At 69.5% G+C, this 24,999-nt stretch carries 25 protein-coding genes and 1 other RNA gene; 18 read left to right on the top strand and 8 right to left on the bottom strand.

The window, feature by feature from the left end; translation table 11 throughout:
* Positions 1-258: 258 nt before the first annotated feature.
* Both ACYCO6_RS24430 and ACYCO6_RS24435 read left to right on the top strand, forming a co-directional pair.
* Positions 259-606: an antibiotic biosynthesis monooxygenase family protein gene (locus ACYCO6_RS24430; protein ID WP_459764144.1), complete on the top strand. Its 348-nt coding sequence runs from the start codon at positions 259-261 to the stop codon at positions 604-606.
* Positions 607-961: 355 nt separating this feature from the next.
* On the top strand, positions 962-2,467 hold the full coding sequence (locus ACYCO6_RS24435; protein ID WP_459764146.1) for an undecaprenyl-phosphate glucose phosphotransferase: 1,506 nt from the start codon (positions 962-964) through the stop codon (positions 2,465-2,467).
* A gap of 4 nt (positions 2,468-2,471) precedes the next feature.
* On the opposite strand, the gene ACYCO6_RS24440 is transcribed toward ACYCO6_RS24435, so the two are convergent.
* Positions 2,472-2,957 carry a transcriptional repressor gene (locus ACYCO6_RS24440; protein WP_459764148.1) on the bottom strand — a complete coding sequence of 162 codons (486 nt, stop codon included), beginning with the start codon at positions 2,955-2,957 and terminating at the stop codon, positions 2,472-2,474.
* A gap of 125 nt (positions 2,958-3,082) precedes the next feature.
* Between ACYCO6_RS24440 and ACYCO6_RS24445 the strand changes: the two genes are divergently transcribed.
* From ACYCO6_RS24445 to ACYCO6_RS24455, 3 genes are read left to right on the top strand one after another with little or no spacing between them, the layout of a single operon-like run.
* On the top strand, positions 3,083-3,217 hold the full coding sequence (locus ACYCO6_RS24445; RefSeq protein ID WP_459764150.1) for a hypothetical protein: 135 nt from the start codon (positions 3,083-3,085) through the stop codon (positions 3,215-3,217).
* Positions 3,214-4,029, top strand: a complete 816-nt coding sequence (locus tag ACYCO6_RS24450; RefSeq protein ID WP_459764152.1) for a metal ABC transporter ATP-binding protein — start codon at positions 3,214-3,216, stop codon at positions 4,027-4,029. Before ACYCO6_RS24445 ends, ACYCO6_RS24450 begins: the two co-directional genes overlap by 4 nt.
* Before the next feature lie 47 nt (positions 4,030-4,076).
* Entirely contained in the window at positions 4,077-4,901 is an 825-nt protein-coding gene (locus ACYCO6_RS24455; protein WP_459773707.1) for a metal ABC transporter permease, read from the top strand.
* Here the strand turns inward: ACYCO6_RS24455 and ACYCO6_RS24460 are convergent, their stop codons facing one another.
* The 3 genes from ACYCO6_RS24460 to ACYCO6_RS24470 are packed head-to-tail and all read right to left on the bottom strand — an operon-like array spanning position 4,902 to position 7,629.
* Complete coding sequence (locus ACYCO6_RS24460) at positions 4,902-5,765, bottom strand: SDR family oxidoreductase (RefSeq protein ID WP_459764154.1); 864 nt, start codon at positions 5,763-5,765, stop codon at positions 4,902-4,904.
* Complete coding sequence (queG, locus tag ACYCO6_RS24465) at positions 5,762-6,907, bottom strand: tRNA epoxyqueuosine(34) reductase QueG (protein WP_459773709.1); 1,146 nt, start codon at positions 6,905-6,907, stop codon at positions 5,762-5,764. Before queG ends, ACYCO6_RS24460 begins: the two co-directional genes overlap by 4 nt.
* Positions 6,908-6,936: 29 nt before the next feature.
* Entirely contained in the window at positions 6,937-7,629 is a 693-nt protein-coding gene (locus ACYCO6_RS24470) for a glutathione S-transferase family protein (RefSeq protein WP_459764156.1), read from the bottom strand.
* A 255-nt stretch (positions 7,630-7,884) separates the two neighbouring features.
* Between ACYCO6_RS24470 and ACYCO6_RS24475 the strand changes: the two genes are divergently transcribed.
* The 5 genes from ACYCO6_RS24475 to ACYCO6_RS24495 all read left to right on the top strand — a co-directional run bounded on the left by ACYCO6_RS24475 (position 7,885) and on the right by ACYCO6_RS24495 (position 12,638).
* Positions 7,885-8,688 carry an undecaprenyl-diphosphate phosphatase gene (locus tag ACYCO6_RS24475; RefSeq protein WP_459764158.1) on the top strand — a complete coding sequence of 268 codons (804 nt, stop codon included), beginning with the start codon at positions 7,885-7,887 and terminating at the stop codon, positions 8,686-8,688.
* Positions 8,689-8,984: 296 nt separating this feature from the next.
* Entirely contained in the window at positions 8,985-10,874 is a 1,890-nt protein-coding gene (locus tag ACYCO6_RS24480) for a methylmalonyl-CoA mutase family protein (RefSeq protein WP_459764160.1), read from the top strand.
* A 40-nt stretch (positions 10,875-10,914) separates the two neighbouring features.
* Positions 10,915-11,286 (top strand): hypothetical protein, encoded by a 372-nt coding sequence (locus ACYCO6_RS24485; protein WP_459764162.1) that lies wholly within the window; start codon positions 10,915-10,917, stop codon positions 11,284-11,286.
* 134 nt (positions 11,287-11,420) lie between these two features.
* The gene (locus ACYCO6_RS24490; RefSeq protein ID WP_459764164.1) at positions 11,421-11,870 is read left to right on the top strand and encodes a hypothetical protein; all 450 of its coding nucleotides are present in this window, start codon (positions 11,421-11,423) and stop codon (positions 11,868-11,870) included.
* A 48-nt stretch (positions 11,871-11,918) separates the two neighbouring features.
* Positions 11,919-12,638 carry a glutathione S-transferase gene (locus ACYCO6_RS24495; protein ID WP_459764166.1) on the top strand — a complete coding sequence of 240 codons (720 nt, stop codon included), beginning with the start codon at positions 11,919-11,921 and terminating at the stop codon, positions 12,636-12,638.
* A 15-nt stretch (positions 12,639-12,653) separates the two neighbouring features.
* Here ACYCO6_RS24495 and ACYCO6_RS24500 read toward each other — a convergent pair whose 3' ends face one another.
* Positions 12,654-14,393, bottom strand: coding sequence for a protein kinase domain-containing protein (locus tag ACYCO6_RS24500; protein ID WP_459773710.1), 1,740 nt, complete (start codon positions 14,391-14,393; stop codon positions 12,654-12,656).
* 14 nt (positions 14,394-14,407) lie between these two features.
* Positions 14,408-15,946 (bottom strand): YifB family Mg chelatase-like AAA ATPase, encoded by a 1,539-nt coding sequence (locus ACYCO6_RS24505; RefSeq protein ID WP_459764168.1) that lies wholly within the window; start codon positions 15,944-15,946, stop codon positions 14,408-14,410.
* 145 nt (positions 15,947-16,091) lie between these two features.
* On the opposite strand from ACYCO6_RS24505, the gene ACYCO6_RS24510 reads away from it, so the two are divergent.
* From ACYCO6_RS24510 to ACYCO6_RS24525, 4 genes are all read left to right on the top strand, one after another.
* Positions 16,092-16,352, top strand: a complete 261-nt coding sequence (locus tag ACYCO6_RS24510; RefSeq protein WP_459764170.1) for a PepSY domain-containing protein — start codon at positions 16,092-16,094, stop codon at positions 16,350-16,352.
* A 42-nt stretch (positions 16,353-16,394) separates the two neighbouring features.
* An RNA gene (gene ffs / locus ACYCO6_RS24515) (signal recognition particle sRNA small type) lies at positions 16,395-16,492 on the top strand.
* A gap of 37 nt (positions 16,493-16,529) precedes the next feature.
* Positions 16,530-18,392, top strand: a complete 1,863-nt coding sequence (locus tag ACYCO6_RS24520) for a DNA polymerase III subunit gamma/tau (protein WP_459764172.1) — start codon at positions 16,530-16,532, stop codon at positions 18,390-18,392.
* Positions 18,393-18,474: 82 nt separating this feature from the next.
* Complete coding sequence (locus ACYCO6_RS24525) at positions 18,475-18,798, top strand: YbaB/EbfC family nucleoid-associated protein (protein ID WP_459764174.1); 324 nt, start codon at positions 18,475-18,477, stop codon at positions 18,796-18,798.
* Positions 18,799-18,867: 69 nt separating this feature from the next.
* Here ACYCO6_RS24525 and ACYCO6_RS24530 read toward each other — a convergent pair whose 3' ends face one another.
* Positions 18,868-20,487, bottom strand: a complete 1,620-nt coding sequence (locus ACYCO6_RS24530) for a phosphoenolpyruvate carboxykinase (protein ID WP_459764176.1) — start codon at positions 20,485-20,487, stop codon at positions 18,868-18,870.
* A 403-nt stretch (positions 20,488-20,890) separates the two neighbouring features.
* Here ACYCO6_RS24530 and recR point away from each other — a divergent pair, with 403 nt between their 5' ends.
* From recR to truA, 4 genes are all read left to right on the top strand, one after another.
* A complete protein-coding gene (gene recR / locus ACYCO6_RS24535) occupies positions 20,891-21,496 on the top strand; it encodes a recombination mediator RecR (protein ID WP_459764178.1) in 606 nt (201 codons plus the stop codon).
* 93 nt (positions 21,497-21,589) lie between these two features.
* Positions 21,590-22,105, top strand: coding sequence for a peptide deformylase (locus ACYCO6_RS24540; RefSeq protein WP_459764180.1), 516 nt, complete (start codon positions 21,590-21,592; stop codon positions 22,103-22,105).
* A gap of 7 nt (positions 22,106-22,112) precedes the next feature.
* Positions 22,113-23,042, top strand: coding sequence for a methionyl-tRNA formyltransferase (fmt, locus tag ACYCO6_RS24545; RefSeq protein ID WP_459764182.1), 930 nt, complete (start codon positions 22,113-22,115; stop codon positions 23,040-23,042).
* A complete protein-coding gene (gene truA / locus ACYCO6_RS24550; RefSeq protein WP_459764185.1) occupies positions 23,042-23,803 on the top strand; it encodes a tRNA pseudouridine(38-40) synthase TruA in 762 nt (253 codons plus the stop codon). Before fmt ends, truA begins: the two co-directional genes overlap by 1 nt.
* Here truA and dapE read toward each other — a convergent pair.
* Positions 23,785-24,963 carry a succinyl-diaminopimelate desuccinylase gene (gene dapE, locus ACYCO6_RS24555; protein ID WP_459773711.1) on the bottom strand — a complete coding sequence of 393 codons (1,179 nt, stop codon included), beginning with the start codon at positions 24,961-24,963 and terminating at the stop codon, positions 23,785-23,787. The two genes, truA and dapE, sit on opposite strands and share 19 nt — an antisense overlap.
* Positions 24,964-24,999: the final 36 nt, after the last annotated feature.

Genomic DNA, 24,999 nt, shown 5'->3' on the forward strand with positions numbered 1-24,999 from the left:
TCGCGGTTCTCTGGGCTCGCAGCCGGTTAAGGCCCGGCTACGACACAATCGAACCGCATCGCAGTAGGACACCAAGTTGTCAGGCTTCGCAAGTCAAAGATTACAGCTTCTAGTTTAAGCACACACAACTTTGCAACATTGTTGCTGAAATGTCGATGTCACTGCGCTGCGCAGTCTTGCGCTGCGCCTTGTCGCCGCGCCGGGGCTCGCCGTACCTGCGGAATGGTTTGTAGGTTTGCTGGTCCAGAGGAGAAACGCATGTTTATCGCGATGAATCGCTTCAAGGTCGTCAAGGATGCAACCGCCGACTTCGAGGCCGTGTGGCTGGGTCGCGACAGCCACCTGGGCGAGATGCCGGGCTTCGTGGAGTTCCACCTGCTCCGCGGGCCCGAGCACGAGGATCACGTGCTGTACGCGTCGCATACGGTCTGGCGCTCGCGCGCCGATTTCGAGGCCTGGACCCGCTCGGAGCAGTTCCGCAAGGCGCATAGCCGGGCGCCGTCGAGCAAGCCCCTTTACCTCGGCCACCCGCAATTCGAAGGGTTCGAGACGATCCAGAAGGTGGGCGGGCCGGGCGTGGTCCGAGAGAGCGCCGACGCCGTCTGACAGCGATGATCTGCGCCGGGTGGTCCGGTCCGGCCGCAAGCCGCGCACGGATCCGACCGCCCGCGCGGATTCCGGCTGAATCTAACGTCAAGCATCGGTCGTGAATTGAAATAGCCCGGCCTCAGAAGGGCGGGCGGCAAACCCAGGCGCGGAGGGATGCGCCAAACAGCCTCTCAGCATTAATTATGTATTGTCGCGGCCGAGGTCTCGCTCTAGGTCGCCGCTTATTGAAGCGACAGGAGTCGCGGTCCCCCAGGGCCCGGCGCTTGCTCCGTCACCGGCAGAGGCCGGCACTGAAACCTTTTGTGTTTCAGACTGGTACAAAGTCCGATCAAGACGGGACGTGGCGCGGCAGATGTTTCACGAACGGTTTCCGGAAACGTTCCAAGCTCTGCCGTCTCCGGGCGAACGCCGCCGCAGCGTCTGGTCGGCCGTGCTGCCCCGGCGTGGCCGCGCGCTGGCGCGGATCGCGCTGTCTTCGGCGCTGGCCGCCACTGACCTTGCGGCGATCCTGGCGACCACCCTGTTCCTCGAGTTCGGCTATCACGTGGCCTGCCAGGACGACACGGCCTGGGCCGGCAGCTTCCGGGGGCTGAGGCTCTCCGCGCTTTTGGGCTTGATCATCGTCGCCACCAATGCGCTGCGCGAGGATTACAGCCTCGACAGCATGATCACGAAGAAGCCGAGTCTCCAGCGCATGGCCTCGCTCTGGCTGGTGGCCTGGGCGGCCGCGCTGGTGGTCAGCTTCATGACCAAGACGACCAACGACTATTCGCGGCTGGTCTCCATCGGGATCTTCGTCCTGGGCCTTCCGGCTCTGATGGTCGCCCGACAGGCGGCGGCACACCTCGTGCGCCGACGCCTGTCGGCCGGATCGGCCTCGTTGAGCCGCGTCCACCTCGTGGGCTACGAGGAGGACATCGCCCGCTTCTATGCGAGCAACGAGGCCGATCAACTCGGCCTCCGGATCGTCGGCACGAGCTACCTGCGACGCGTCGATCCGGGTGCTGATACGGCGACGCGGCACGACCAGCTGCAGGAGGATCTCGACCTCGCCGTCTCGGTGGTGCGGTTCCTGCGGCCGGACGACGTCTTCGTGCTCGTGCCTTGGGCCGACACCGCCGAGGTGGAGCGCTGCATCGACGCCTTCCTGCGGGTGCCCTCGGCCCTGCATCTACGGCCGGGCGCGGTCCTCGACCGGTTTCCAGACCTGCAGGTCGCCCGGGTCGGCGGCATCTCCGGGATCAATATCGGCCGCCGCCCGCTCAACCTGGCCGAGGTCGTGCTCAAGCGCGCCTTCGACCTGACGGTGGCGACGATCGCCCTGGTGTCGCTGTCGCCGTTGCTGGCGGCCATCGCGGTGGCGATCAAGCTCGACAGCCCGGGCCCGGTGTTCTTCCGCCAGAAGCGCTACGGCTTCAATCAGCAGCCCTTCGGCGTCTTCAAGTTCCGCTCGATGCGGGCCGACCCGAACGCGGTGTTCCGTCAGGCGACCCGCAACGACAGCCGGATCACCCGCGTCGGTGCCATTCTCCGGCGGACCAACCTCGACGAGCTGCCCCAGCTCATCAACGTCCTGCGTGGGGAGATGTCGCTGGTGGGTCCCCGCCCCCATGCACTGGCCCATGACCGCAGCTTCGAGCGGCGGATCGCCCTGTATGCCCGCCGCCACAACGTGCGGCCCGGCATCACCGGCTGGGCACAAGTGAACGGCTATCGCGGCGAGACGCTGACCGACCTCGACATGGAGCGCCGCGTCGCTTGCGACCTCCACTACATCGACAACTGGTCGATCTGGTTCGACATCCAGATCATGATCCAGACCGTCGTCTCGCGCCGCGCCTACAAGAACGCCTTCTGAGACGTCAGCGCGCCGGCTTCCGCTCCCGGCAGGCGCCGCAATCGCCCTCCACCTCCAGGATGCTGTGGGTCGGCGTGAAGCCGGCCCGCTTGAGCGTTCGCCCGAGCCCGTCCTCGATCTCCTCCGAGGAGGTCTCATCGACGACTCCGCAGGTGCGGCAGATCAGGAAGACCACCCCTTCCCCGGGCGCATGTTCGTGCGCGCACGGGATGAAGGCGTTGCGGCTCGCAATCCGGTGGACCAGCCCCTGCTCCATGAGGAAATCCAGGGCGCGATAGACGGAGACCGGGGCCACGCGCTTGCCCGGCGCGCTGAGGCGCTCGGCGATGTCGTAGGCGCCTTGCGCCTTGCCGGCCCCGGCCACGGCCTCCAGAACCTCGCGACGCAGCGGGGTGAATTGCAGCCCGCGCTCGCGGCAGACGGCCTCCGCCCGCGCGAGCATGTCACCGGCGCCGACATGGCACCCTTCGTGACCGTCGTGACGGTGCATGATTGCTCCAACGGGATGATCCGCAGGTTGTCCCGCGGGTTTGTTACAGTGTATCACCGCCGCCCCGGACCGCACCAGTAGCCCCGCACGGTCCCCGCGCCGGCCCCGCGTGCGACGAGGACGCCTTGCCCATCCCCACCAGCCCGAGACGAGCGGCCCGACCATCCCTGTTCCGCAGCGGGATCGGTCCGCGCCTTGCGCTCGCCGGAACGCTCTCGGCCTTCGTGTGGCTGGCGATCGCCTGGGCGCTGGCGGCATGAGTGACCGGCCGCAGCATCCGGATCCGATCCGCCTTGTCGGCCTGACTCTGGGCTACGACCGCCATCCGGCGGTCCACCATCTCGACGGGACCGTACGGCCCGGCGATCTCCTCGCGCTGGTCGGGCCGAACGGAGCCGGCAAGTCGACCCTTCTGAAGGGCATGGCCGGGGAGATCCGCTGCCTCGACGGGCGGATCGACCGCGGAGGCGCCATCGCCTACATGCCCCAGGCCGACGAGATCGACCGGAGTTTTCCGCTCAGCGTCATGGATCTCGCCGGGATGGGGCTCTGGCGGCGGGCCGGCGCTTGGCGCAGCCTGAACCGGCAGCGTCGGGCGATCGAAGCGGCGCTGGCGGCGGTCGGCCTCGAGGGGTTCGAGGCGCGGCCCATCGGCACCCTCTCGGGCGGGCAGTTCCGGCGCGCCTTGTTCGCGCGGCTGATCCTGCAGGACTGCCCGGTGGTGCTCCTCGACGAGCCGTTCACCGGGATCGACGCGCGCACGGTGGACGACCTCCTGGCGCTCATCCGCGCCTGGCATGGCGAGGGACGCACGGTGGTCGCCGCCCTGCACGACCTGACCCAGGTGCGCGCGCATTTCCCCACGACGCTGCTCCTCGCCCGCGAACCCGTGGCATGGGGGCCGACGGCGCGGGTGCTGACGCCGGAGAACCTCGCCCGGGCCCGCAATCTCTCCGAGGCCTGGGACGAAGGCGCACCGGTCTGCGCCGGACCGCGGAGCAGCGGGGAGCACCGCCACGACCACGCCGCGCACGGCCCGGGCGCGCACGGCCATCATGAGGACGCTGCGTGATCGATCCGTTCGGGTCCTTGGTCGCACCGTTCGTCGAGTTCGGCTTCATGCGCCGGGCGCTGGCGGGCTGCCTGGCACTGTCGGTGTCCGCACCGCCCATCGGCGTCTTCCTGACCCTGCGCCGTATGAGCCTGATGAGCGACGCGATGAGCCACGCCATCCTGCCCGGCGCCGCGGCCGGCTTCCTCGTCGCGGGCCTGTCGCTGCCCGCGATGACGCTCGGCGGCCTCGTCGCCGGCCTCGCTGTGGCGCTGCTGGCCGGCGCCGTCACCCGCGCCACGGCGGTGCGGGAGGATGCCAACCTCGCGGCCTTCTACCTGATCTCGCTGGCCGCCGGCGTGCTGCTCGTCTCGCTGCGCGGCTCGCAAATCGACCTGATGCACTTCCTGTTCGGCTCTGTCCTGGCGCTGGACGATGCCGCCCTCTGGCTGCTCGGCGGCATCAGCACGCTGACGCTGCTGGCTCTCGCCGTGATCTACCGGCCCCTCGTCATGGAATGCGTCGACCCGCTGTTCCTGCGCACGGTGAGCCACAGTGGCGGGCCGGTGCACCTCGCCTTCCTGGCGCTGGTGGTAGTCAACCTCGTGGGCGGATTCCAGGCGCTCGGAACCCTGCTGGCTGTCGGCCTGATGCTGCTCCCGGCGGTGACGGCCCGGTTCTGGGCCCGCGATCTCGGCGGCCTCATCCCGGTCTCGATTCTGATCGCCGGGATCGCAAGCGTCTCCGGGCTCAGCCTGTCCTACCGGTTCGACCTCCCGAGCGGCCCTGCTATCGTGCTGGCCGCCGGGGCGCTCTACATCGCCTCGATGCTGGTGGGGCCGCGCGGCGGACTGCTCCGCCGTCTCGTGCGCACCCGCCACCTCGAAGCCTGATCAGAGCTGGTCCTTCAGGGCGGCCAAGCCCTCGCGGTAAGTCGGATAGGCGAGCGTCACGCCGAGTTCCTCCCGGATCAGGCGGTTCCGCACGCGCTTGTTCTCGCCGTAGAAGCTGCGCGCCATCGGCGACAGGTCGGCAGTCTCGAAATCGATCTCCGGGGGCAGCGGCAGGCCGGTCAGCGCCGCGGCGTGCTCGGTCACCGTTTGGGGCGGCGTCGGCTCGTCGTCGGTGACGTTGTAGACCGCCCCCGCCCGTGGCCGGTCGATCGAGGCGAGCAGGGTCGTGGCGATGTCGTCGACGTGGATGCGGTTGAAGACCTGCCCGGCCTTTACGATGCGCTGCGACCGTCCCGCGCGCAGCTTCACGATCGGATTTCGCCCCGGGCCGTAGATGCCCGACAGCCGGAATACCTGCACGGCCTTGCCGGTGGCGGCGCCGAGCGCCAGCCACGCCGCCTCGGCCTCCACACGGATCCTGGACCGGGCGCTGCGCGGTGCGGGCGGCGTGGTCTCGTCGATCCAGGCGCCCTGCTGGTCGCCGTAGACGCCGATCGTCGAGAGATAGCCGATCCAGCCGATCCGGCTCGCCGCGATCGCGTCCGCGTAGCGGGCGAGCACCGGATCGCCGCTCTCGCCGGGCGGGACCGACACCAGGAGCACGTCCGTGTCGGCGAGGTCGGCGGTAATGCGGGGATCGTCGGCTTCCGGTCCGAAGGCGCGCATCGTGAAGCCAGTCTCCGCCCTGAGGCGCGCGGCGGAAGCGGGATCGGTGACGGTGGCGCGCACGGTGCCGAACCGGTCGCGCGCCCGCTCGGCGAAACGGCGGCCGGTGAAGCCGAGCCCGAAGACCAAGAGATTCATGCGGTGGATGTCTCGCCCGCTCGCGTCTCCGTCAAGCCGGCGGCGGCCCGCCACTCGTCGCGCACATGGGCGTCGGTCTCGCCGGCTCCGTGCTGACGGTGCAGGACCCGGACCGCATCCGGCCCGAGCAGCCGCCCACAGGCCCAGATCGCCATGCCGCGCACCAGAGGCGACGCGTCGACGAGCCGCGCGACGGCCACCGGGGCTAGCTCCGGTGCGCCGGAATTGCCAAGGGCGATCATCACGTTGCGCAGGAAGCGGTCGCGGCCCGTGCGCTTGACCGGCGTGCCCGCGAAAAACCTGCGGAAGGCGGCATCGTCCAGGGCGGCGAGTTCAGCCAATGCGGGCGCGGCCAGATCCGCCCGCGCCGCCAAGCGGCTCTCCGCGGCCGTGCGGGCGAACTTGTTCCAGGGACAGACGGCGAGGCAATCGTCGCAGCCGAAGACCCGGTTGCCGATGGCCTCTCGGAATGCCTCCGGGATCGGGCCGGCATGCTCGATGGTCAGATACGAGATGCAGCGCCGGGCATCGAGGCGGTACGGCGCCGGAAACGCGTCGGTCGGGCAGATGTCGAGGCAGGCGCGGCAGGAGCCGCAATGGCCGCGGCCGGGCGGGTCGGGATCGAACTCGGCGCTGGTGTAGATGGCGCCCAGGAGCAGCCAGTTGCCGTGCTCGCGCGAGATCAGCACGGTGTGCTTGCCCTGCCAGCCGAGCCCCGCCGCCTCAGCCAGGGATTTCTCCATCACGGGAGCAGTGTCGCAGAACACCTTCACGCGCACATCGCCCTTGGCCGACAAATAGCCGCCAAGTTCTTTCAGCCTGCCCTTCAAAACCTCGTGATAATCGCGCCGCTGCGCGTAAGCGGCGACCACGCCCCTGTCCTTCCGCGCCAGAAGGTCCAGCGGATCGTGCTCGGGCCGGTAGCTCATCGCCAGGATCAGGATGCTGCGCAGGCCGGGCCATAGGCCCGTCGGACGGGCGCGCTGATCGGCCCGTTCCGCCATCCAGCCCATGGTGCCGTGAGCCCCTTCGCCGAGCCAGGTCGACAAGCGGGCCGGGAGGTCCGGCAGGCGGTCGGGCCGCGTGATGCGCAGGCCGCAGAAGCCGAGATCCCGGGCACGGCCCTCAACGAGGTGGCGCAGCTCGGCGCCGATGTAGGTCCGTCGCTGACTCAGAAATCCAGATCCGCGTAATGGGCGGCGGGCGCCATCCCGGGCACCCGGTCGGCGAGCAGGCCGCGGAACGAGGGCCGCGATTTGACCCGGGCGTACCAGTTCCGCGCCATCTCGTCCTCCTCCCACGGCACGTCGCCGAGGTAATCCACGCAGGAGAGATGGGCGGCGGCGGCGAGATCGGCATAGGTCAGGTTGTCGCCGGCAATCCAGCGCCTCCGCGCGATCAGGTAGCCGATATACTGGAGATGGTAACGCACGTTGGTCCGTGCGGCGCGGATCGCGTTCATGTCGGGCGGGCCGCCGCCCTGGTGAGCCGCCATGAAGCGCTTCGAGATCTTCTCGTTGACGAGGTAGCCCGTCACCTCGGATTCGAACTTGACGAGGAACCAGTCGAGCAGTCGCCGGACCTCGACCCGCTCCACGGTATCGTCCGGCATCATGCGTCGCCCGGAGAGCCCAAGCCCACGGGTCTCATCGAGGTATTCGGCGATGACGCCCGCCCCCGGCACGACGAGGCCGGTCTGCTCCAGCAGAACAGGCGTCGATCCGGCCGGATTGATCAGAAGGAATTCGTCGCGGCGCTCCCAGGGCCGCTCCTCGAACAGCGTCGGCTCCATGCCCATCTCGGCGAGCACGAGACGGATGAACCGGGAATTCGCGCAGAAGGGGAAGTGGTAGAGCGTTGCCATTGAGGCCGTCGGAGCGGTTCGGTCTGACAGCGCGGCCGGTCCCGCGCTCGTCGTCGGTCCCGAAGCGCCGGTCTTCAGCGCGCAGGACTTCGGACCGAGCGTTATTGCTCGACCGTTGCCGAGCCCTTAACACGCGCAGCCGGCCCCGGTAACCGCCCGTCAACCCTGATCGGCGAACCGTCCGGCACAACTCTTGATGTGGTTCGCGGCGTGCCCGGCACGGGCCGGCGTGCACCCGCGGAACAAGGCTTCACGATGGATCCGGCAAGCATCGGCAAGGCGGTCCTGCTCGCCCTGGTGGAAGGCGCGACCGAGTTCATCCCGGTCTCCTCCACCGGGCACCAGCTCCTGGTCGGCCATTTCATCGGCTTCCACTCGCCCAACAACACCTTCGAGGTGCTGATCCAGCTCGGGGCGATCCTGGCGATCCTGGCGGTCTATTTCGGCCGCCTCCTGGGTATCGCCACCGCACTGCCGTCCGACCCGAAGGCGCGCCGTTTCGTGATCGGCATCCTGGTCGCCTTCCTGCCGGCGGCGATCATCGGCGGCATCTTCTCGAAGATGATCAAGGCCTACCTCTTCAACCCGTGGATCGTCTGCGCGACCCTGGTGGCGGGCGGCTTGGTGCTGCTCGTCATCGATGACACCGACCTCCGCGTGAAGAAGACCGACGTCTACGATTTCTCGCTGCCGATGGACCTGAAGATCGGCATCTTCCAATGCCTCGCCATGATCCCGGGCGTGTCGCGCTCCGGCGCCACCATCGTGGGCGCGATGCTGATGGGCGCCGACAAGCGCTCGGCCACCGAGTTCTCGTTCTACCTGGCGATGCCCACGATGGCTGGTGCCTTCGCCAAGGACCTGCTCGATAATTACAAGTACCTGTCGAGCAACGATGTCGGGCTGATCGTCATCGGCTTCATCGTGTCGTTCATCTCGGCGCTCTTCGTGGTGCGCGTGCTCCTGGACTACGTCTCGCGCCACGGCTTCTGGCTGTTCGCGTGGTGGCGCATCATCGTCGGCGCGCTGGGCTTCGCGGGTCTGATCATCCTCGGCTGACGCGCGCCGTCGCAGCGGTCCCGGAGCGAGCGCGCTCTCCGCCGAAGGGGATGCCGGTTCGGCGGCAGAGGGCGGGTCAAAACAAGGGCTGAGAGCCACGATCGATTGAACGCGATCGGGTGTGGCTGCAGGCGGGCGAGCCTCTCGGGTGGGGCAGGCACGGCGCTGCCCCCTCAAAATATCGTCACGTGCGGCTTGAGCTTTCCTGAACCTTCGGGCGATTGCCTCCGGCGGAACGGCGTGCGAGGCAATCCCATGAAAGCGGCGCATAAGACGCCGCGTTCTGGGACGATCCGATGGAAGACAGACCGCTCGCCGACCTCTTCGAGCCCGCAGACCGGGCGCGCTGGCTCGGCCTTGTCGAAGGCGTCCTGAAGGGTGCCGACTTCGAGAAGCGGCTGGTATCTCGGACAGCGGACGGCCTGCGGATCGAGCCGCTTTACGGCCCGGCCGAGCCGACGGTCCAACCGGTGCGCGAGCCGGGGCCTTGGCGGATCGCCCAGAGGGTCGACCTTCCGGATCTCGCGACCGTTAATGCGCAGGTGCTGACCGATCTCGAAGGGGGCGCCGACGCGCTGGTCCTCGCCTTCGCCGGAGCGCCCGGTGCCCGCGGCTATGGCCTGACCGCCTCGACGGTCGAGGCTCTCGACGCGGCCTTGAACGGGGTGATGCTTCCGATCATCGCCGTGCGCCTGGATGCCGGCGGCCGCGGGCTCGAAGCCGCACGGCTGGTGAAGGCGCTGGCGGAGCGGCGGGGCGAGGATCTCTCGGCCTACGATCTCGACCTCGGTATCGACCCGATCGGCGTTCTCGCCGCAACCGGCAGCCTTGGGGCGGTGTGGAGCGAGATCGCCCCACGGCTCGCGGCGACCGTATCGGATCTGGAGGCGGCGGGTTTCCGGGGCCGGGCTTTCCTGGCCGACGGGCGCCCCTACCACGAAGCCGGGGCCGGCGAGGCGGCCGAACTCGGCGCCGTGCTGGCGACCGCTGTGGCCTATCTGCGCGCCCAAGAGGCCGCCGGTCGCGACCTCACAACCGCCCGCGACCGGATCGCGGTGCTGCTGGCGGCCGATGCCGACGAGTTCGTCACGGTGGCGAAGTTCCGCGCCATGCGGCGCCTCTGGGCACGGGTCGAGCAGGTCTGCGGCCTCGATCCGAAGCCCCTGCGCCTCCACGCCGAGACCGCGTGGCGTATGATGACGAAGCGCGATCCCTTCGTGAACATCCTGCGCACCGGCATGGCCGCGGCCGCAGCCGGCATGGGCGGCGCCGACAGCGTCGCCATTCTTCCCTACACGCAGGCGATCGGCCTGCCCGATGCCTTCGCCCGGCGCGTGGCGCGCAACAGTCAGATCGTCCTCATCGAGGAGTCGCACCTCGCACGGGTCAGCGATCCGGCTGCGGGTGCGGGCGGGTTCGAGGCTCTGACCGGTGAACTCGCCGAGGCGGCCTGGCAGGCGTTCCAGGCAATCGAGGCGGAGGGCGGCATCATCGCCTCGCTCAGCGTTGGCAAGCTGCAGCGGCGGATCGAGCTGACCCGCGAGGCCCGAACGAAGGCAGTGGCAACCCGCCGCGAGCCGCTCACCGGTGCGAGCGAGTTCCCGAACCTTGCGGAGAAGCCGGTCACCGTCCTGGACGTCCCGCGGGTGGCCGCGCCGCCCGGCTCGAATTTCGGCTCCGGCTCGGCGGTCGCCTGCGATGCCCTGCCCTCCCAGCGCCTTGCCGAACCCTATGAGGCGCTGCGCGACGCTTCCGATGCCTATATTGCCAAGACCGGCCGTCGGCCGGCGGTGTTCCTGGCCAACCTCGGTAGCGTAGCTGCTTTCAACGCCCGGGCGACTTTCGCGGCCAACGCCTTCGCGGCGGGTGGCATCGAGGCCCTGTCCAACGAGGGCTTCACGAATGCGGATTCGCTCGCGGCGGCCTTCCGGGACTCCGGTGCCGCACTCGCCTGCATCTGCTCCACCGACGCAATCTACGCGGAGCGGGCCGTCGAGTCAGCGGAAGCGCTGGCGCGTGCCGGTGCCGGCACAATCTATCTCGCGGGAAGGCCCGCCGATCTGATCGAGCCGCTGAAACAGGCGGGCGTGCACGCCTTCCTGCATGTCGGCTGCGACCTGCTCGCCCTGCTTAACGCGGCGCTTCGCGCAGCCATGCGCGCGCCGGCGCCGCGGCCGGAAGCATGACGATCCACCGGACCCGCCTTCCGTGCCGAACCGGAGCCGCATGACGCGCCTCATCGCAGCCATGATCCTCGCCGGCACGGTCCCGGCATCCGCCGCTCCGCGCAGGGCGGCTGTCCCGGACCGGTTCGACGGCACGTGGAGCGTCGAGATCATCACCGAAGCCGGAACCTGCGACCGCGCCTATCGCTACCCGGTGAAGATCGAGCACGGCCGGGCGCGCTTCATCGGGACTGCCTTCACGGTCCAGGGCAGTGTCGCGGGAAATGGCGTGGTTCGGGGTTCGATCTCGAACGGCTCCTCGACGGCCAACGTGAGCGGGCGCCTGGGCTCGGACGGGTTCGGTGCCGGAACGTGGGTCGCCTCCGGGGCGCTCGAGTGCCGGGGCCACTGGAACGCCGAGCGGCGCGGCTGAATGCGGCCCCGCTGTCGCGAAACGGTCCGGATCTCGCCCGGAATCGGGCACGCACACCGCGCGCTCAGCCCCGTTCCCGACGCAATCATGAGGGAATACTGAACCCGGTTCGGACACCCGACGAGGCCGCCCGTATGAAGACTTCGATCCTCGCCACTTTCGCCGTCCTTGCTCTCGTCTCGACGGCGCAGGCGCGCCCGCATCGTCACCCGGCAGTTCCGGCTGTGAACGCCGCCGAGGCCGAGAAGGTGCTGGCGCCCCTGCGGCAGGCGGCCACGGAATGCTTCGCCGATACGGTGCTGTCGAACCCGAAGGCCACGGCCGAGGCCCGCGCTGGCCACTGGTATGAGGCGGTCGGCATCACGGGCTTCCTGTGTCGCCCGGAGGTCGCCGCGATGATCCAGGCGCATGATCGGCTCTACGGCCCGAAGGCGGGCGAGCGCTACTTCAAGGGCGCCTACGTCAAGCACCTCGACCAGCAGCTCGCCGAACGGCTCCAGCCGATGCTCGCCCGCAAGGCCGTCGCCAGCGCCGAGCCGCCGGCCGAGAAGGCCGCCGTCGAGGACGGGACGCCGGAGAACTGAGCGGGAACTGACCGTCAGTCCACCGTCTTCTCGGCGGAGGAGTCGGCGATGCCCTATGAGCTTCACTACTGGCCGATGATCCAGGGGCGCGGCGAGTTCATTCGCCTCGCCTTGGAAGAAGCCGGCGCCGTTTACATCGATGTGGCCCGCCAGGATGATGACGCGGGCGGCATCGAGCCGATGCTCGCGCGGCTCTCCGATCCCGGCAATCCGAGGCCGCCCCTGGCGCCACCATTCCTGCGGGACGGCGGCATCGTCATCGGGCAGACCGCCGCGATCCTGCTGTATCTCGGCCCGCGCCTGGGCCTCGTCGGTGAGACCGAGCGCGACCGGATCTGGACGCACCAGCTCCAGCTCACCATCGCGGATGCGGTGAACGAGGCGCACGACACACACCATCCCGTGGGCGTCGGACTGTACTACGCGGAGCAGAAACCCGAGGCCCTGCGCCGGGCCAAGGAGTTCCGCGAGGCTCGCATCCCGAAGTTCCTCGGTTATTTCGAGCGCGTTCTGGCCGCCAATGGCGGCGCGCGGCTGGTGGGGCCAGATCTGTCCTACGCCGACCTGTCCCTGTTCCAGCTCGTCGAGGGGCTGCTCTACGCCTTTCCGAAGGCGGCGGCTGCGGCGCTGCGCGTCACGCCCCACGTGGCGCGGCTGCACGAAACGGTGGCGCAGCGGCCGCGGATCGCGGCCTATCTGAAGAGCGACCGGCGGATCCCCTTCGGCGAGGACGGCATCTTCCGCCGCTATCCCGAACTCGACGGCTGAGTTCGGCCGAGCCGCTCAATGCGGCGGGTGGGCGATCAGGATGCCCGCCAGCACCAGCACGACGATCCCCAGCACCAGCGACAGCAGCCGCCAGAACAGCAGCGGGTCGCGTTCCAGAAGCGAGGCCCGGCGCCCGTCCACGAAGGCCAGATTGGGATACCGGAGGTCTTGGACGAACTCCGAGACGGTCTGGTAGCGCCGCAATGGATTGGGGTGCACGGCCTTCCGCAGTGCGCCGTCGACCCAGACCGGGAGCAGCGGCCGCGCGTTGAGCGCCGACACGTAGCGCAGCCTGCGCTGGGCCGCGCGTGTGCGCGCCCGGGGCACCGCGTCGCCGTAGGGAAGCCGGCCGGTGAGCATCTGATAGGCGATGACGCCGACCGAGAACACGTCCGACCCGGGCGTCGACGGCTCTCCGAGAAAGCATTCCGGCGCCGTATACTGGACCGTCCCGAGGATCTCGTCCGGGTCGATCCGAGGATCGCCCTCGATGACGCCGGCAACCTTGGTGGCGCCGAAATCGATCACCTGCACGGTCCCGGACGTGTCGATCAGGATATTGTCGGGCCGCAGATCCTGGTGGACCATCTCCCGCCGGTGGAAAGCCTGCACGCCTCGGGCGAGCTGCTCCACAAGGCCACGCACCTTCTCGAGCTCTGGCGCAGCGTGGTCGTGCATCCACTGGGTCAGGGTCTGCCCCTCGACGTGACGCATAACCGTGTAGAGGTGGCTGCGGCGGCGCGTCTGCGGGCAAGCCTTGAGCACGTGCGGGCTGTCGACGCGGCGGGCGATCCACTCCTCCATCACGAACCGCTTCCGCTGCGCAGGGTCGTCGCGCAGGTCGAGTGCCAGGACCTTGAGGGCGACGCGGGCGCCGGTCTCCGCGTCCACGGCGAGGTAGACGCGGCTGCGCGGGCCGGAATGCAGGATCCGCAGGATCTGGTAGCCGTCGAACTCGGCGGGCGGATCGAGGAGCGGCGCGGGATCGAGACCCTCGACATCCCCGAGGAGGTCGGCCGGCCCGCCCTCCGGCACGGTCTCGACGCGCACGATCTGGATCGTCAGGTTGTCCGGGCTGCCGGCCGCGAGTGCCGCCCCGCCGATCGCCTCGGCCGCAGCATCGAGGTCGGCCGCGGCGGCGATCGCCGCCACCATGTCGCGGGGCCGGACGTGCTCATGAACGCCGTCGGTGGTGAGCACGAAGATGTCGCCGGGATCGATTCCGAGCGTGTGGTAGTCGATCTCCACCCGGCCGCTCGCCCCCAGGGCACGGCCGAGATAGGACTCTGCCGCAGACACCACCAACCGGTGATCCTCGGTGAGCTGCTCGAGGGAGCGCCCCGCCACGCGCCAGATCCGGGCATCGCCCACGTGGAAGATGTGCGCGGTGCGCGACTTCAGGACGAGGGCGTCGAAGGTGGTGACGTAGCCCCTTTCGGCATCGTTCGGATCGAGGCCGCGCCGGGTCTGGGCGTAGAGCCAGGAATTCGCCGCGGCGATCACCCGCTGTGCCGAGCTCTTCACCGACCACGTGTCGGGCGTGGCGTAGTAATCGCTGAGAAAGCTCTTGACCGCGGTCTCGCTCGCCGCCGCGCCGGCGGCGCTGCTGCTGATCCCGTCTGCGAGCGCAACCGCGATCCCCTTCAGACCCAGCGCCGGCTGGGTCGGAACGAGGGTGCCGTGGAAGTCCTGGTTGGCGTCCTTCAACCCGGCCGCGCTGTACTGCCCGATCGAGACCGTCAGGTCGCGCGCCATCGCTCCGCGGGTGCTCAAGCGGCAGCCGCCGTGCTGTCGCCGCGTCCGCGATAGGAGAGCGCCTCGGCCAGATGCAGCCGGCGCACCTGCGCTTCGCCGTCGAGGTCGGCGAGGGTCCGGGCCACGCGGAGCGTCCGGTGGAAGCCGCGGGCGGACAACCGCATGGTCTCGGCCGCCTGTCGGATCAGCGCCGTCCCGTCCGCGTCCGGGCTCGCAACTTCCTCTATCAGGTTCGCCGGGCAGGTCGCGTTGGTGATGGAGGCCGGCAGGCCATGCCCGGCATAGCGCGCGTTCTGGAGTCCACGGGCCGCCGCCACCCGGGCGGCCGCCTGGCGCGAACCTTCCGCGGGCGGCGGCAGGATCAAATCGGCCGCCGTCACCGCCGGGACCTCGATACGCAGGTCGATCCGGTCGAGCAGCGGGCCGGAGACCCGCGCCTGGTACTGCGCCATGCAGCGCTCGTTCGGGCCGCGCCGACAGGCGTAGCCCGGCTCCAGACCCTGCCCGCAACGACAGGGGTTCATGGCCGCCACGAGCTGGAATCGGGCCGGATACGTCACCCGGTGATTGGCCCGGGCGATCATCACCTCCCCCGTCTCCATAGGCTGGCGCAGGCTGTCGAGGACCTGCGGGGCGAATTCCGGCAGCTCGTCCAGGAACAGCACGCCGCCATGGGCCAGCGAGACCTCGCCCGGACGCGCGCCGAGGCCGCCGCCGACCAGGGCTGCCATGGAGGCGGAATGGTGCGGCTGCCGGAAAGGGCGGCGGTTCGAGAGCGCGCCGTCCTTCAATTCGCCCGCCACCGACTGGATCATGGAGATGTCGAGGAGCTCGCGGGGCCCGAGCGGGGGCAGGATCGACGGGAGCCGTGCGGCGAGCATCGACTTGCCCGAGCCCGGCGGCCCGTTCATCAGCAGATTGTGCCCGCCAGCCGCGGCGATCTCGAGCGCACGCTTGGCGCCCTCCTGGCCCTTGATATCGGCGAGGTCCGGCAACGGACCCGCGAGGCCCGCGACGGAAGGCTCCGGCCGCGCCATCACCTGGCTGCCCTTGAAGTGGTTGGCGAGCTGGATCAGCGAGCGCGGGGCGAGCACGTCGAGATCGCCGCCAGCCCAGGCCGCCTCCGGGCCTGTGGATGCCGGGCAGATCAGTCCGAGCCCGCGGGCGGCCGCCGCGATGGCGGCCGGCAGCACGCCGTTGACCGCCGTGATGCTGCCGTCGAGCGCCAGCTCCCCGAGCACGCAGTAACCGGAGAGCGCGTCGGCCGGGATCGCGCCAATCGCCGCCATGACGCCGAGCGCGATCGGCAGGTCGTAATGCGAGCCCTCCTTGGGCAGATCCGCCGGCGCGAGGTTGACGGTAATCCGCTTGGCCGGCAGCGCCAGGCCGGAGGCGATCAGGGCACCGCGTACCCGCTCCCGGGACTCGGCCACCGCCTTGTCGGGCAGGCCGACGATGGTGAAGACCACCGAGCCCGGGACGATCTGCACCTGAACGTCGACCGCCCGCGCCTCGATGCCCTCGAAGGCCACGGTGGTGACGCGGGTGACCATAGGTGAAGAATCCTCGCCGCCACAGACCGGGCGGCGTAGATGTGCGGGAGAATCGTAGGGCGCTCAAGAGGATCGGCACCGGGACGGAACTCCGGTCCCGCATTCCTGTTCAAAGCCGGCAACACGCAACGGAACGGAGAAAGCCATGCGCCTCGCCCCTCCACTCCTCGCCCTTGCCCTCGTGGCCGGTCTCGGCGCCGCCGCCCGGGCCGACGAGAAGCTGCCGCCCGATCAGCAGGCCAAGGTCGAAGCCATGCTCAAGCAGGAAGGCTTTGCCAAGTGGAAGGAGATCGAACTCGATGACGGGATGATCGAGGTCGACGACGCGGTTGACGCGAGCGGCAAGCAGTTCGATCTCAAGCTCGATCCGAAGACGATGGCCATCGTCAAGCGCAAGGCCGAGTAGGCGGCGCTTGCGTTCGGGGCGAGCCCCAGCCATATAGCCGACGGGGGGTTGGCGAGGGACGTTTCACTCGCCAACCGGGTCAGGTCCGGAAGGAAGCAGCCCTAACGAGCCCGAGCGGGTCTTCGTCCAGCCTCCCACCTCATTCCACGGCGCGCGGCAGCCAGACCCAGACACGGCATGGACGCTACGACCGGCACGCCTGACGACGAGCCGGGCCTGCCCGGGTTTCCAGCGCCCGCCGCCGCGGCGACGCCCTACCGGGTGCTCGCGCGGAAATACCGCCCCACCAATTTCGGCGACCTGATCGGCCAGGACGCCATGGTGCGCACCCTGGCCAACGGGTTCGCGGCCAACCGCATCCCCCAGGCCTGGATGCTGACCGGCGTCCGCGGGGTCGGCAAGACCACCACCGCCCGCATCCTCGCCCGCGGCCTCAACTACGCCCGCGCCGGCATGCCCGATACCGGCCCGACCGTGTCGATGCCGGAACTCGGCCTGCACTGCGCGGCGATCATGGAATCCCGGCACATGGACGTGCTGGAGATGGATGCCGCCTCGCATACCGGCATCGACGACGTGCGGGCGATCATCGACGGCATCCGCTACGGGCCGGTCTCGGCGCGCTACAAGGTCTACATCGTCGACGAGGTCCACATGCTGTCCGAGAAGGCGTTCAACGCCTTCCTGAAGACGCTGGAGGAGCCGCCCCCTCACGCGAAGTTCGTGTTCGCCACCACGGAGATCCGCAAGGTCCCGGTGACGATCCTGTCCCGGTGCCAGCGGTTCGACCTGCGCCGGGTCGAGGCGCCCACCCTGCACGCCCACCTGGCGAAGGTCTGCGCGGCCGAGAAGGTCGAGGCGGAAGACGAGGCTCTGGGCGCCATCGTGCGCGCGGCCGAGGGCTCGGTGCGCGACGCGCTCTCGCTCCTCGACCAGGCGATCGCGCACGGCGCCGGGTCGGTCACCGCGCAGAACGTGCGCGACATGCTGGGGCTCGCCGACCGGGCCCGCATCCTCGACCTGTTCGAAGCGGTGATGCGCGGATCGGTGCCGGCCGCCTTCGCGGAGTTGCGGGCGCAGTACGATTCGGGGGCAGACCCCTCGGTGGTGCTCTCCGACCTCGCGGCCTTCACGCATCTTGTGACGCGGCTCAAGATCGTGCCGGAGACCGCCGCCGATCCGACACTCAGCGAGACCGAGCGCGTCCGCGGCGGCGCCTTCGCCGAGAAGCTCTCCATTCGCGCTCTGTCGCGGGCGTGGCAGATCCTGCTCAAGGCGATCCCCGAGGTCCAGGCTGCCCCCCGGCCCCTGGCGGCGGCCGAGATGGCGATCGTGCGCCTCGCCTATGCCGCCGACCTGCCGACCCCCGACGAGGCGCTGCGCCAGCTGAAGGCCGAGGCGGCCTCCGCGCCTTCGGGCGACCCGCCGGTCGCGTCCGGACGCCCGCCCCTGCCCCCGATCCCCGACCTGCGGGGCGGAGGCTCGGCTGCACTCGCCACCGCACCTCGGACGGCCACGGCGGAGCCGGTGCCCGTCTCGGCCCCTGTCGCGATGGCGGCCGCCGCGCGCCCGGCTCCCGCAGCTCCGCCCTCACCGCGGCTCGGCCGGTTCGAGGACCTGATCGCGCTGGCGGATGCCAACCGCGACATCCTCCTGAGGACCGCCCTGGAGCGCGACGTCCATCTCGTGCGTTTCGAGGAGGGCCGGATCGAGTTCCGTCTCGCCGCCGGCGGACGGCCGAGCCTCGCCAATGACCTCGCCGCGGCCATCGAACGCTGGACGGGCCGGCGCTGGTCCGTCGCCCTGTCGAAGGAAGAGGGCGCTCCGACCCTCGACGCCGCCGCCCGAGCCGCCACCGAGACACGCCGTGAGAACGCGGCTTCCGACCCGTTCGTGCGCGAGGTGCTGACGCGTTTCCCCGGCGCCGAGATCGTCGACGTGCGCGAGACCGCCGCCGAGCCTCTGCCCACCGCGGCACAGGAGATCCCCGGGGACGGCGAGTCAGGGCGCGCCGACGAGGCCGAGGACGACGATCTCTAGGCCGCCGCTCCGGAAACTCATGGCGCAGCGCTGGCGCCATACCCAGATCAGATCCCGACGACGAAACGAGGAAGAGAGCCCCATGCGCGACCTGATGGGCATCATGAAGCAGGCTCAGGCCATGCAGGAGAAGATGGCCAACCTGCAGACCGAGATGGATCAGATCGAGGTGACCGGCGCCTCGGGCGGCGGCTCGGTGCGGGTCACCATGTCGGCCAAGGGGCAGATGAAGGCGATCGCCATCGACCCGTCGCTGATGGTCGCCGACGAGCGCGAGATCCTGGAGGACTTGATCGTGGCGGCCTGCAACGACGCCCGCGGCAAGGCCGAGGCGACCATGCAGGAGCGCATGGGCGAGCTGACCAAGGGTCTGCCCCTGCCGCCCGGCATGAAGCTGCCGTTCTAGGATTGCCGCCGCCCCGGTTCTCGTACCGCGGTGCGTCCGGGCGGCCTCCGGGGCCGCCCGTCGCGATTATCAGGCCGCGATCGCCTGTGCGGTCGGCCCGGCGGCGCGCACGTCGGCGTCCACGTGAGCCTCGAACCGCTTGAAGTTGTCGTCGAACATCTTCACGAGCCGCGCGGCCGTCTCCACGAAGGCGCCCTTGTTGGCCCAGGTCTTCACCGGGGTCAGGATATGCGGCTCGACGCCCGGCACCGAGACGGGCACCGCGAAACCGAAATACGGGTCCCGGCGGAACTCGGCCTGGGCCAGCGAGCCATCGAGCGCCGCGCTCAGCAGGCGCCGGGTCACGCGGATCGGCATGCGCCGGCCGGTGCCGACGCCCCCGCCGGTCCAGCCGGTGTTGACGAGCCAGCAATCGACGCTGTGTTTGGCAATCAGGTCGCGCAGCAGATTGCCGTAGATGCTCGGGTGCCGCGGCATGAACGGCGCGCCGAAGCAGGTGGAGAAGGTCGCCTCCGGACCGGTCAGGCCCCGCTCGGTTCCGGCTACTTTGGCGGTGTAGCCCGAGAGGAAGTGGTACATCGCTTCGGCGCCGGTGAGCTTGGCGATCGGCGGCATTACCCCGAAGGCGTCGCAGGTCAGCATCACGATGTTCTTCGGATGCCCGGCCCGGCCGGTGGCGCTGGCGTTGGCGATGAAGTCCAGCGGGTAGGCGCAGCGGGTGTTCTCGGTGAGCGAGGCGTCGTCAAAATCCGGCACGCGGGTCACCGGGTCGATCACCACGTTCTCCATCACCGTGCCGAAGCGCTCGGTGGTGGCGTAGATCTCGGGCTCAGCATTGCGCGAGAGGCGGATGGTCTTGGCGTAGCAGCCGCCCTCGAAGTTGAAGATGCCCTCGTTGGACCAGCCGTGCTCGTCGTCGCCCAGCAGCTGGCGCGAGGAATCGTTGGAGAGCGTCGTCTTGCCGGTGCCCGACAGGCCGAAGAAGATCGCCGAGCCGCCCTCGGCATTGAGCGCCGCGTTGGCCGAGCAGTGCATTGGCATCACGCCTTTACCCGGCAGGATGTAGTTGAGATAAGTGAAGACCGATTTCTTCATCTCGCCCGCGTAGGCGGAGCCGCCGATCAGGACGAGCTTCTTCGAGAAGTCGATGGCGATCACGGTCTTGGACCGGCAGCCGTGCCGGGCGGGATCCGCCTGGAAGCTCGGCAGATCGATGATCGTCATGTCCGGCACGTAGGACGCGAGCTCGGAGCGGTCGGGCCGGATCAGCAGGTTGCGGATGAACAGCGAGTGCCAGGCGAGCTCGGTGAAGACCCGTGCCTTGACCCGGTAGGCCGCGTCGGCCCCGCCGTAGAGGTCCTGGGCGAACAGCTCCTTGCCCTCGGCATGCTTCAGGAAGTCCTGGCGCAGAGTCTCGAACTGCTCGGGCGTGATCGCGCCGTTGTTGTCCCACCAGACCTCGTTCTCGGTGGCGGCGTCGCGGACCACGAACTTGTCCTTGGGGGAGCGGCCGGTATGGTTGCCCGTCGTCGCCACGAGGGCGCCGCCGCGGGCGAGCTGGCCCTCCTTGCGGCTCAGAGCCTCCTCGTAGAGGCGCGGAGCCTCGAAATTCCAGTGGACCTTTTTGAAGTCGCGGAATCCGGCAGCCTCGGCGCCGTGGGCCGCGTTGTGATCACCGATGTTGGTCAAGTGCGTATCTCCCGGGCCCCTGTTCGACCGTCGACGCCACTGACCGGACGAACCCATCGTCCGGGATTAGCCGGGGGACGTCCGTGCGGTCGTACAGGACCGCCGCACGCAGGATCTCCGTTCCCCGGTCGCTTCCCGTCTCTCCGCTGAGTAGGCGGCGAAGCTTCGCTGTCATTATGGGCTCTGTCGGGAGCCCGCAACGTGTACAAACAGGTTAGACGACAGTCGTGGACTCAGGAACCCGGGTCTGTAAGCAGATTCGCTCGTCGCGCTGCATGGCGGGACGGGCGAACCGGCTCTGGAATACCCATATACCACGCGGGCGCACATGAACCCTTGCGCGCCGCCCGGCGGCGGCTATGCCCTGCCGGATCCACCGCCCTTTCCTCGCCCAAGAGGCACGATGCCCCAAGCCGTCGCCGGCCCCGAGATCGAGCGCCTGATTCAGCTTCTGGCCCGCATGCCAGGCCTCGGACCGCGCTCGGCGCGGCGCGCCGCGCTCCAGCTCATTAAAAAGCGCGACACGCTCCTCGGTCCGCTCGCCGATGCGATGCGGGTCGCGGCCGAGCGCATCATCGTGTGCACGAGCTGCGGCAACGTCGATACGTCCGATCCCTGCACGATCTGCCGGGACGCCGAGCGCGATCCGTCGACGCTGGTGGTGGTGGAGGACGTGTCGGACCTCTGGGCGCTGGAGCGCTCGGGCGCCGTCAAGGCGCGCTACCACGTGCTCGGTGGCGTACTCTCGGCCCTGGACGGCGTGCGGCCGGAGCATCTGAACCTCGCCAGCCTCGTGGAGCGCGTCGCCCGCCCCGAGGTGAGGGAGGTCATCCTGGCACTCAACGCGACGGTCGACGGCCAGACCACGGCACATTACGTCACGGAGTCGATCCGGCACTGCGACGTGAAGGTGACGCGCCTCGCCCACGGCGTCCCGGTGGGCGGCGAGCTCGACTATCTCGACGAGGGCACGCTCACGGCAGCGATCCGCAGCCGCACGGCCTTCTGAAACCCGGGGTCGGTATTTGACCGGTTCCCGGCCGCACCCTATTCGACGGAAAGCCCGGACACGTCCCCGGCGCTCTCCCTGCCGGTTTACGCCATGACCATCCGCCCGCTCGTCATCCTCCCCGATCCCGTCCTGCGCCGCATCTCCGATCCGGTTGGGCCGATCACCGGCGAAATCCGCACGCTCGTCGACGACATGTTCGAGACGATGTATGACGCGCCGGGCGTCGGCCTCGCGGCGATCCAGATCGGCGTGCCGAAGCGCGTCGTGACGATCGACACCTCGAAGGAAGAGGGCGTCCGCGAGCCGCGCGTGTTCATCGACCCCGAGATCGTCTGGTCGTCGGAGGAGAAGCGGGTCTACGACGAGGGCTGCCTGTCGATTCCCGAGTATTACGGCGAGGTCGAGCGGCCGGATCGTGTTCGCGTGAAGTTCCGCGACCTCGACGGCAAGGAGCAGGAGATCGAGGCCGATGGGCTCCTCGCCACCTGCATCCAGCACGAGATCGACCATCTCAACGGCGTTCTCTTCATCGACCATCTGTCGAAGCTGAAGCGCGACCGGGTGATCAAGAAGTTCGCCAAGGCAGCCAAGCGCGACGCGGCCTGATCCGGCCATGCGCGTCGTCTTCATGGGCACCCCGGATTTCGCGGTGCCGACGCTCGCGCGGCTCGCGCAGGACGGCCACGACATTGCCGCCGTCTACACCCGCGCGCCCGCGAAGGCAGGCCGCGGGATGAGCCTTCGTCCCTCCCCCGTTCATACCCTGGCCGACACGCTCGGGGTTCCGGTGCTGACACCCTCGACGCTGCGCACCCCCGAAGCCGCCGAGATCTTCGCCGCGCACCGGGCCGACGTCGCCGTGGTGGTGGCCTACGGGATGCTGCTGCCGCAAGCGATCCTCGATGCGCCCAAGCACGGCTGCCTCAACCTCCACGGGTCCCTGCTGCCCCGATGGCGCGGGGCGGCGCCGATCCAGCGTGCCGTGATGGCAGGCGATGCAGAGAGCGGCGTGGGCGTGATGCGCATGGAGGCCGGGCTCGACACCGGCCCGGTCGCCCTGGAAGCGCGGATCCCTATCGCGCCCGGCATGACCGCCGGCGAGTTGCACGATGCGCTGATGCCGCTCGGCGCCGACCTGATGGCGCGCGCACTCATTCTGCTGGGCCAGGGTGCGCTGACCTTCGCGCCGCAGCCGGAGGACGGCGTGGTTTACGCGCACAAGATCAGCAACGACGAGGCGCGGATCGACTGGTCGCGCCCGGCCGCGCAGGTCGTCAACCACATCAACGGCCTGTCACCCTTCCCCGGCGCCTTCTTCGAGGTGGATCTCGGCAAGGGTCCGGAACGCGTGAAGGTGCTGCGGGCCGTGATCGGCGAGGGCTCGGGTGGTGCGGGGGTAATCCTCGACGCGGTCGGCACGATCGCGTGCGGCGAGGGTGCCGTGCGGCTGCTGGAGCTGCGCCGGGCGGGCAAAGGCGGAAGTGCGACCGGGGCCGAGTTCATCCGCGGCGCGCGCGTGGCGCCCGGCGCCCGTTTCGGCTGATGCCCCGCTACAAGCTCGTCATCGAGTACGACGGTGCGCCTTTCTGCGGATGGCAGCGCCAGGCCGAGGATCCGACGATCCAGGCAGCCCTCGAAGAGGCGGTGCTGCGCTTCTCCGGTGAGCAGGTCCGGCTGACCTGCGCCGGTCGGACGGACGCGGGTGTCCACGCGATCCACCAAGTCGCGCATCTCGATCTCGCCAAAGCGTGGCGGACCGATACGGTCCGCGATGCCCTCAACGCTCATCTCCGGCCGCTGCCGATCTCTGTCCTGTCAGCCGAGCAGGTGCCGGAGAGCTTCGATGCCCGCCACTCGGCGATCCGCCGGCACTACCGATACCGCATCCTCAACCGGCGCAGCCCGGCGGCGCTGACTCGCGCCCACGTCTGGCACGTGCCGTGGCCACTCAACCCCGACCGGATGCATGCCGCCGCCCAGCGCCTCGTGGGGCGGCACGATTTCTCGGCCTTCCGGGCCGCGGAATGCCAGGCCAACAGCCCGGTCCGGACCCTGGAGCAGCTCGACGTCACCCGCGCCCCCATGGCGCTTCACGAGGAGATCGTGGTGGCGACGTCGGCCCGGTCGTTCCTGCACCATCAGGTGCGGGCGATGGTCGGCACGCTGATGCTCGCCGGCTGCGGGCGCCTCACTGCCGGCGACGTGGCCGAGATCCTGGCGTCGGGCGAGAAGCGCCGGTGCGGGCCTCTGGCACCCGCCGCTGGGCTGACCTTCGTGGGGGTCGACTACGAGCCTGAGAAATAGGCGTCGAGCACCCGCTCGTAGATCGCGGTCAGCCGGTCAAGATCGGCGACCGCCACGCACTCGTCCACCTGGTGCATGGTCTCGCCCACGAGACCGAACTCGATCACCGGGCAGGCATCCTTGATGAAGCGGGCATCCGAGGTGCCGCCCGTGGTCGAGAGCGCGGGCGTGAGCCCGGTCTCGGCCCGGATCGCCGCGGAGACCAGATCCACGAAGGCGTCCGGCCGCGTGAGGAAGGCCGGCGCATTCGACGGCTGCAGGTCGAGGGTGAACCGCACGGCGTTGCCGGCGGCCTCCTCCAGCCGCTTGCGGATCTCGGCGCCCAGGCTCTCGGCGCTCCAGTCGTCGTTAAAGCGCACGTTGAACGTTGCCCGGGCCGTGGCCGGGATCACGTTGGTGGCGGGGTTGCCTACGTCGATGGTGGTGAATTCGAGGTTCGAAGCGTCGAAATGCGCGGTGCCGCCATCGAGGGGATCGGCGATCAACGCAGAGGCCAGCCGCAGCAGGCCCGGGATCGGATTCTCGGCCTTGTGGGGGTAGGCGACGTGCCCCTGCCGACCGAGCACCGTCAGCTTGCCCGTCAGCGAGCCGCGTCGCCCGATCTTGATCATCTCGCCGAGGCGGCTCGGGTTGGTCGGCTCGCCGAGCAGGCAATGGTCGAAGCGCTCGCCCCGGGCCCGTGCCCAATCGAGGAGCTTGACCGTTCCGTTGACGGCCGGCCCTTCTTCGTCGCCCGTGATCAGGAAGGCGATGGAGCCGGGAAAGTCAGTCCCGCGGCGCGCCAGGAAGGCCAGCGTCGCGGCCAGCATGCAGGCGATGCCGCCTTTCATGTCGGCGGCGCCGCGGCCGTAGAGCATTCCGTCGGACACCACGCCGTCGAAGGCGCCGTGTCGCCATTCACCAGCGCCGGCCGGCACCACGTCGGTATGGCCTGCGAAGACCAGGCAGGGACCGCCCCGCCCGATCCGCGCGTAGAGGTTCGGGGTGTCGGGAAAGCCCGGCTCCGAGAAGACCGGCCGCTCGATCGAGAAGCCGGCCGGCGCGAGCGCGGCGGCCACCACGTCGAGGGCGCCCCGATCCTCCGGCGTCACCGAGGGGCAGCGGATCAGGGCCTGCGCGAGTTCCAGCGGCGTGCCCGGGGTGGAGTGGTCTGCCGACATCATGCGCTCCCTCGGCGGCAGGAAGCGCCGCGCGGC

Source organism: Methylobacterium sp. CM6257, assembly GCF_054611515.1.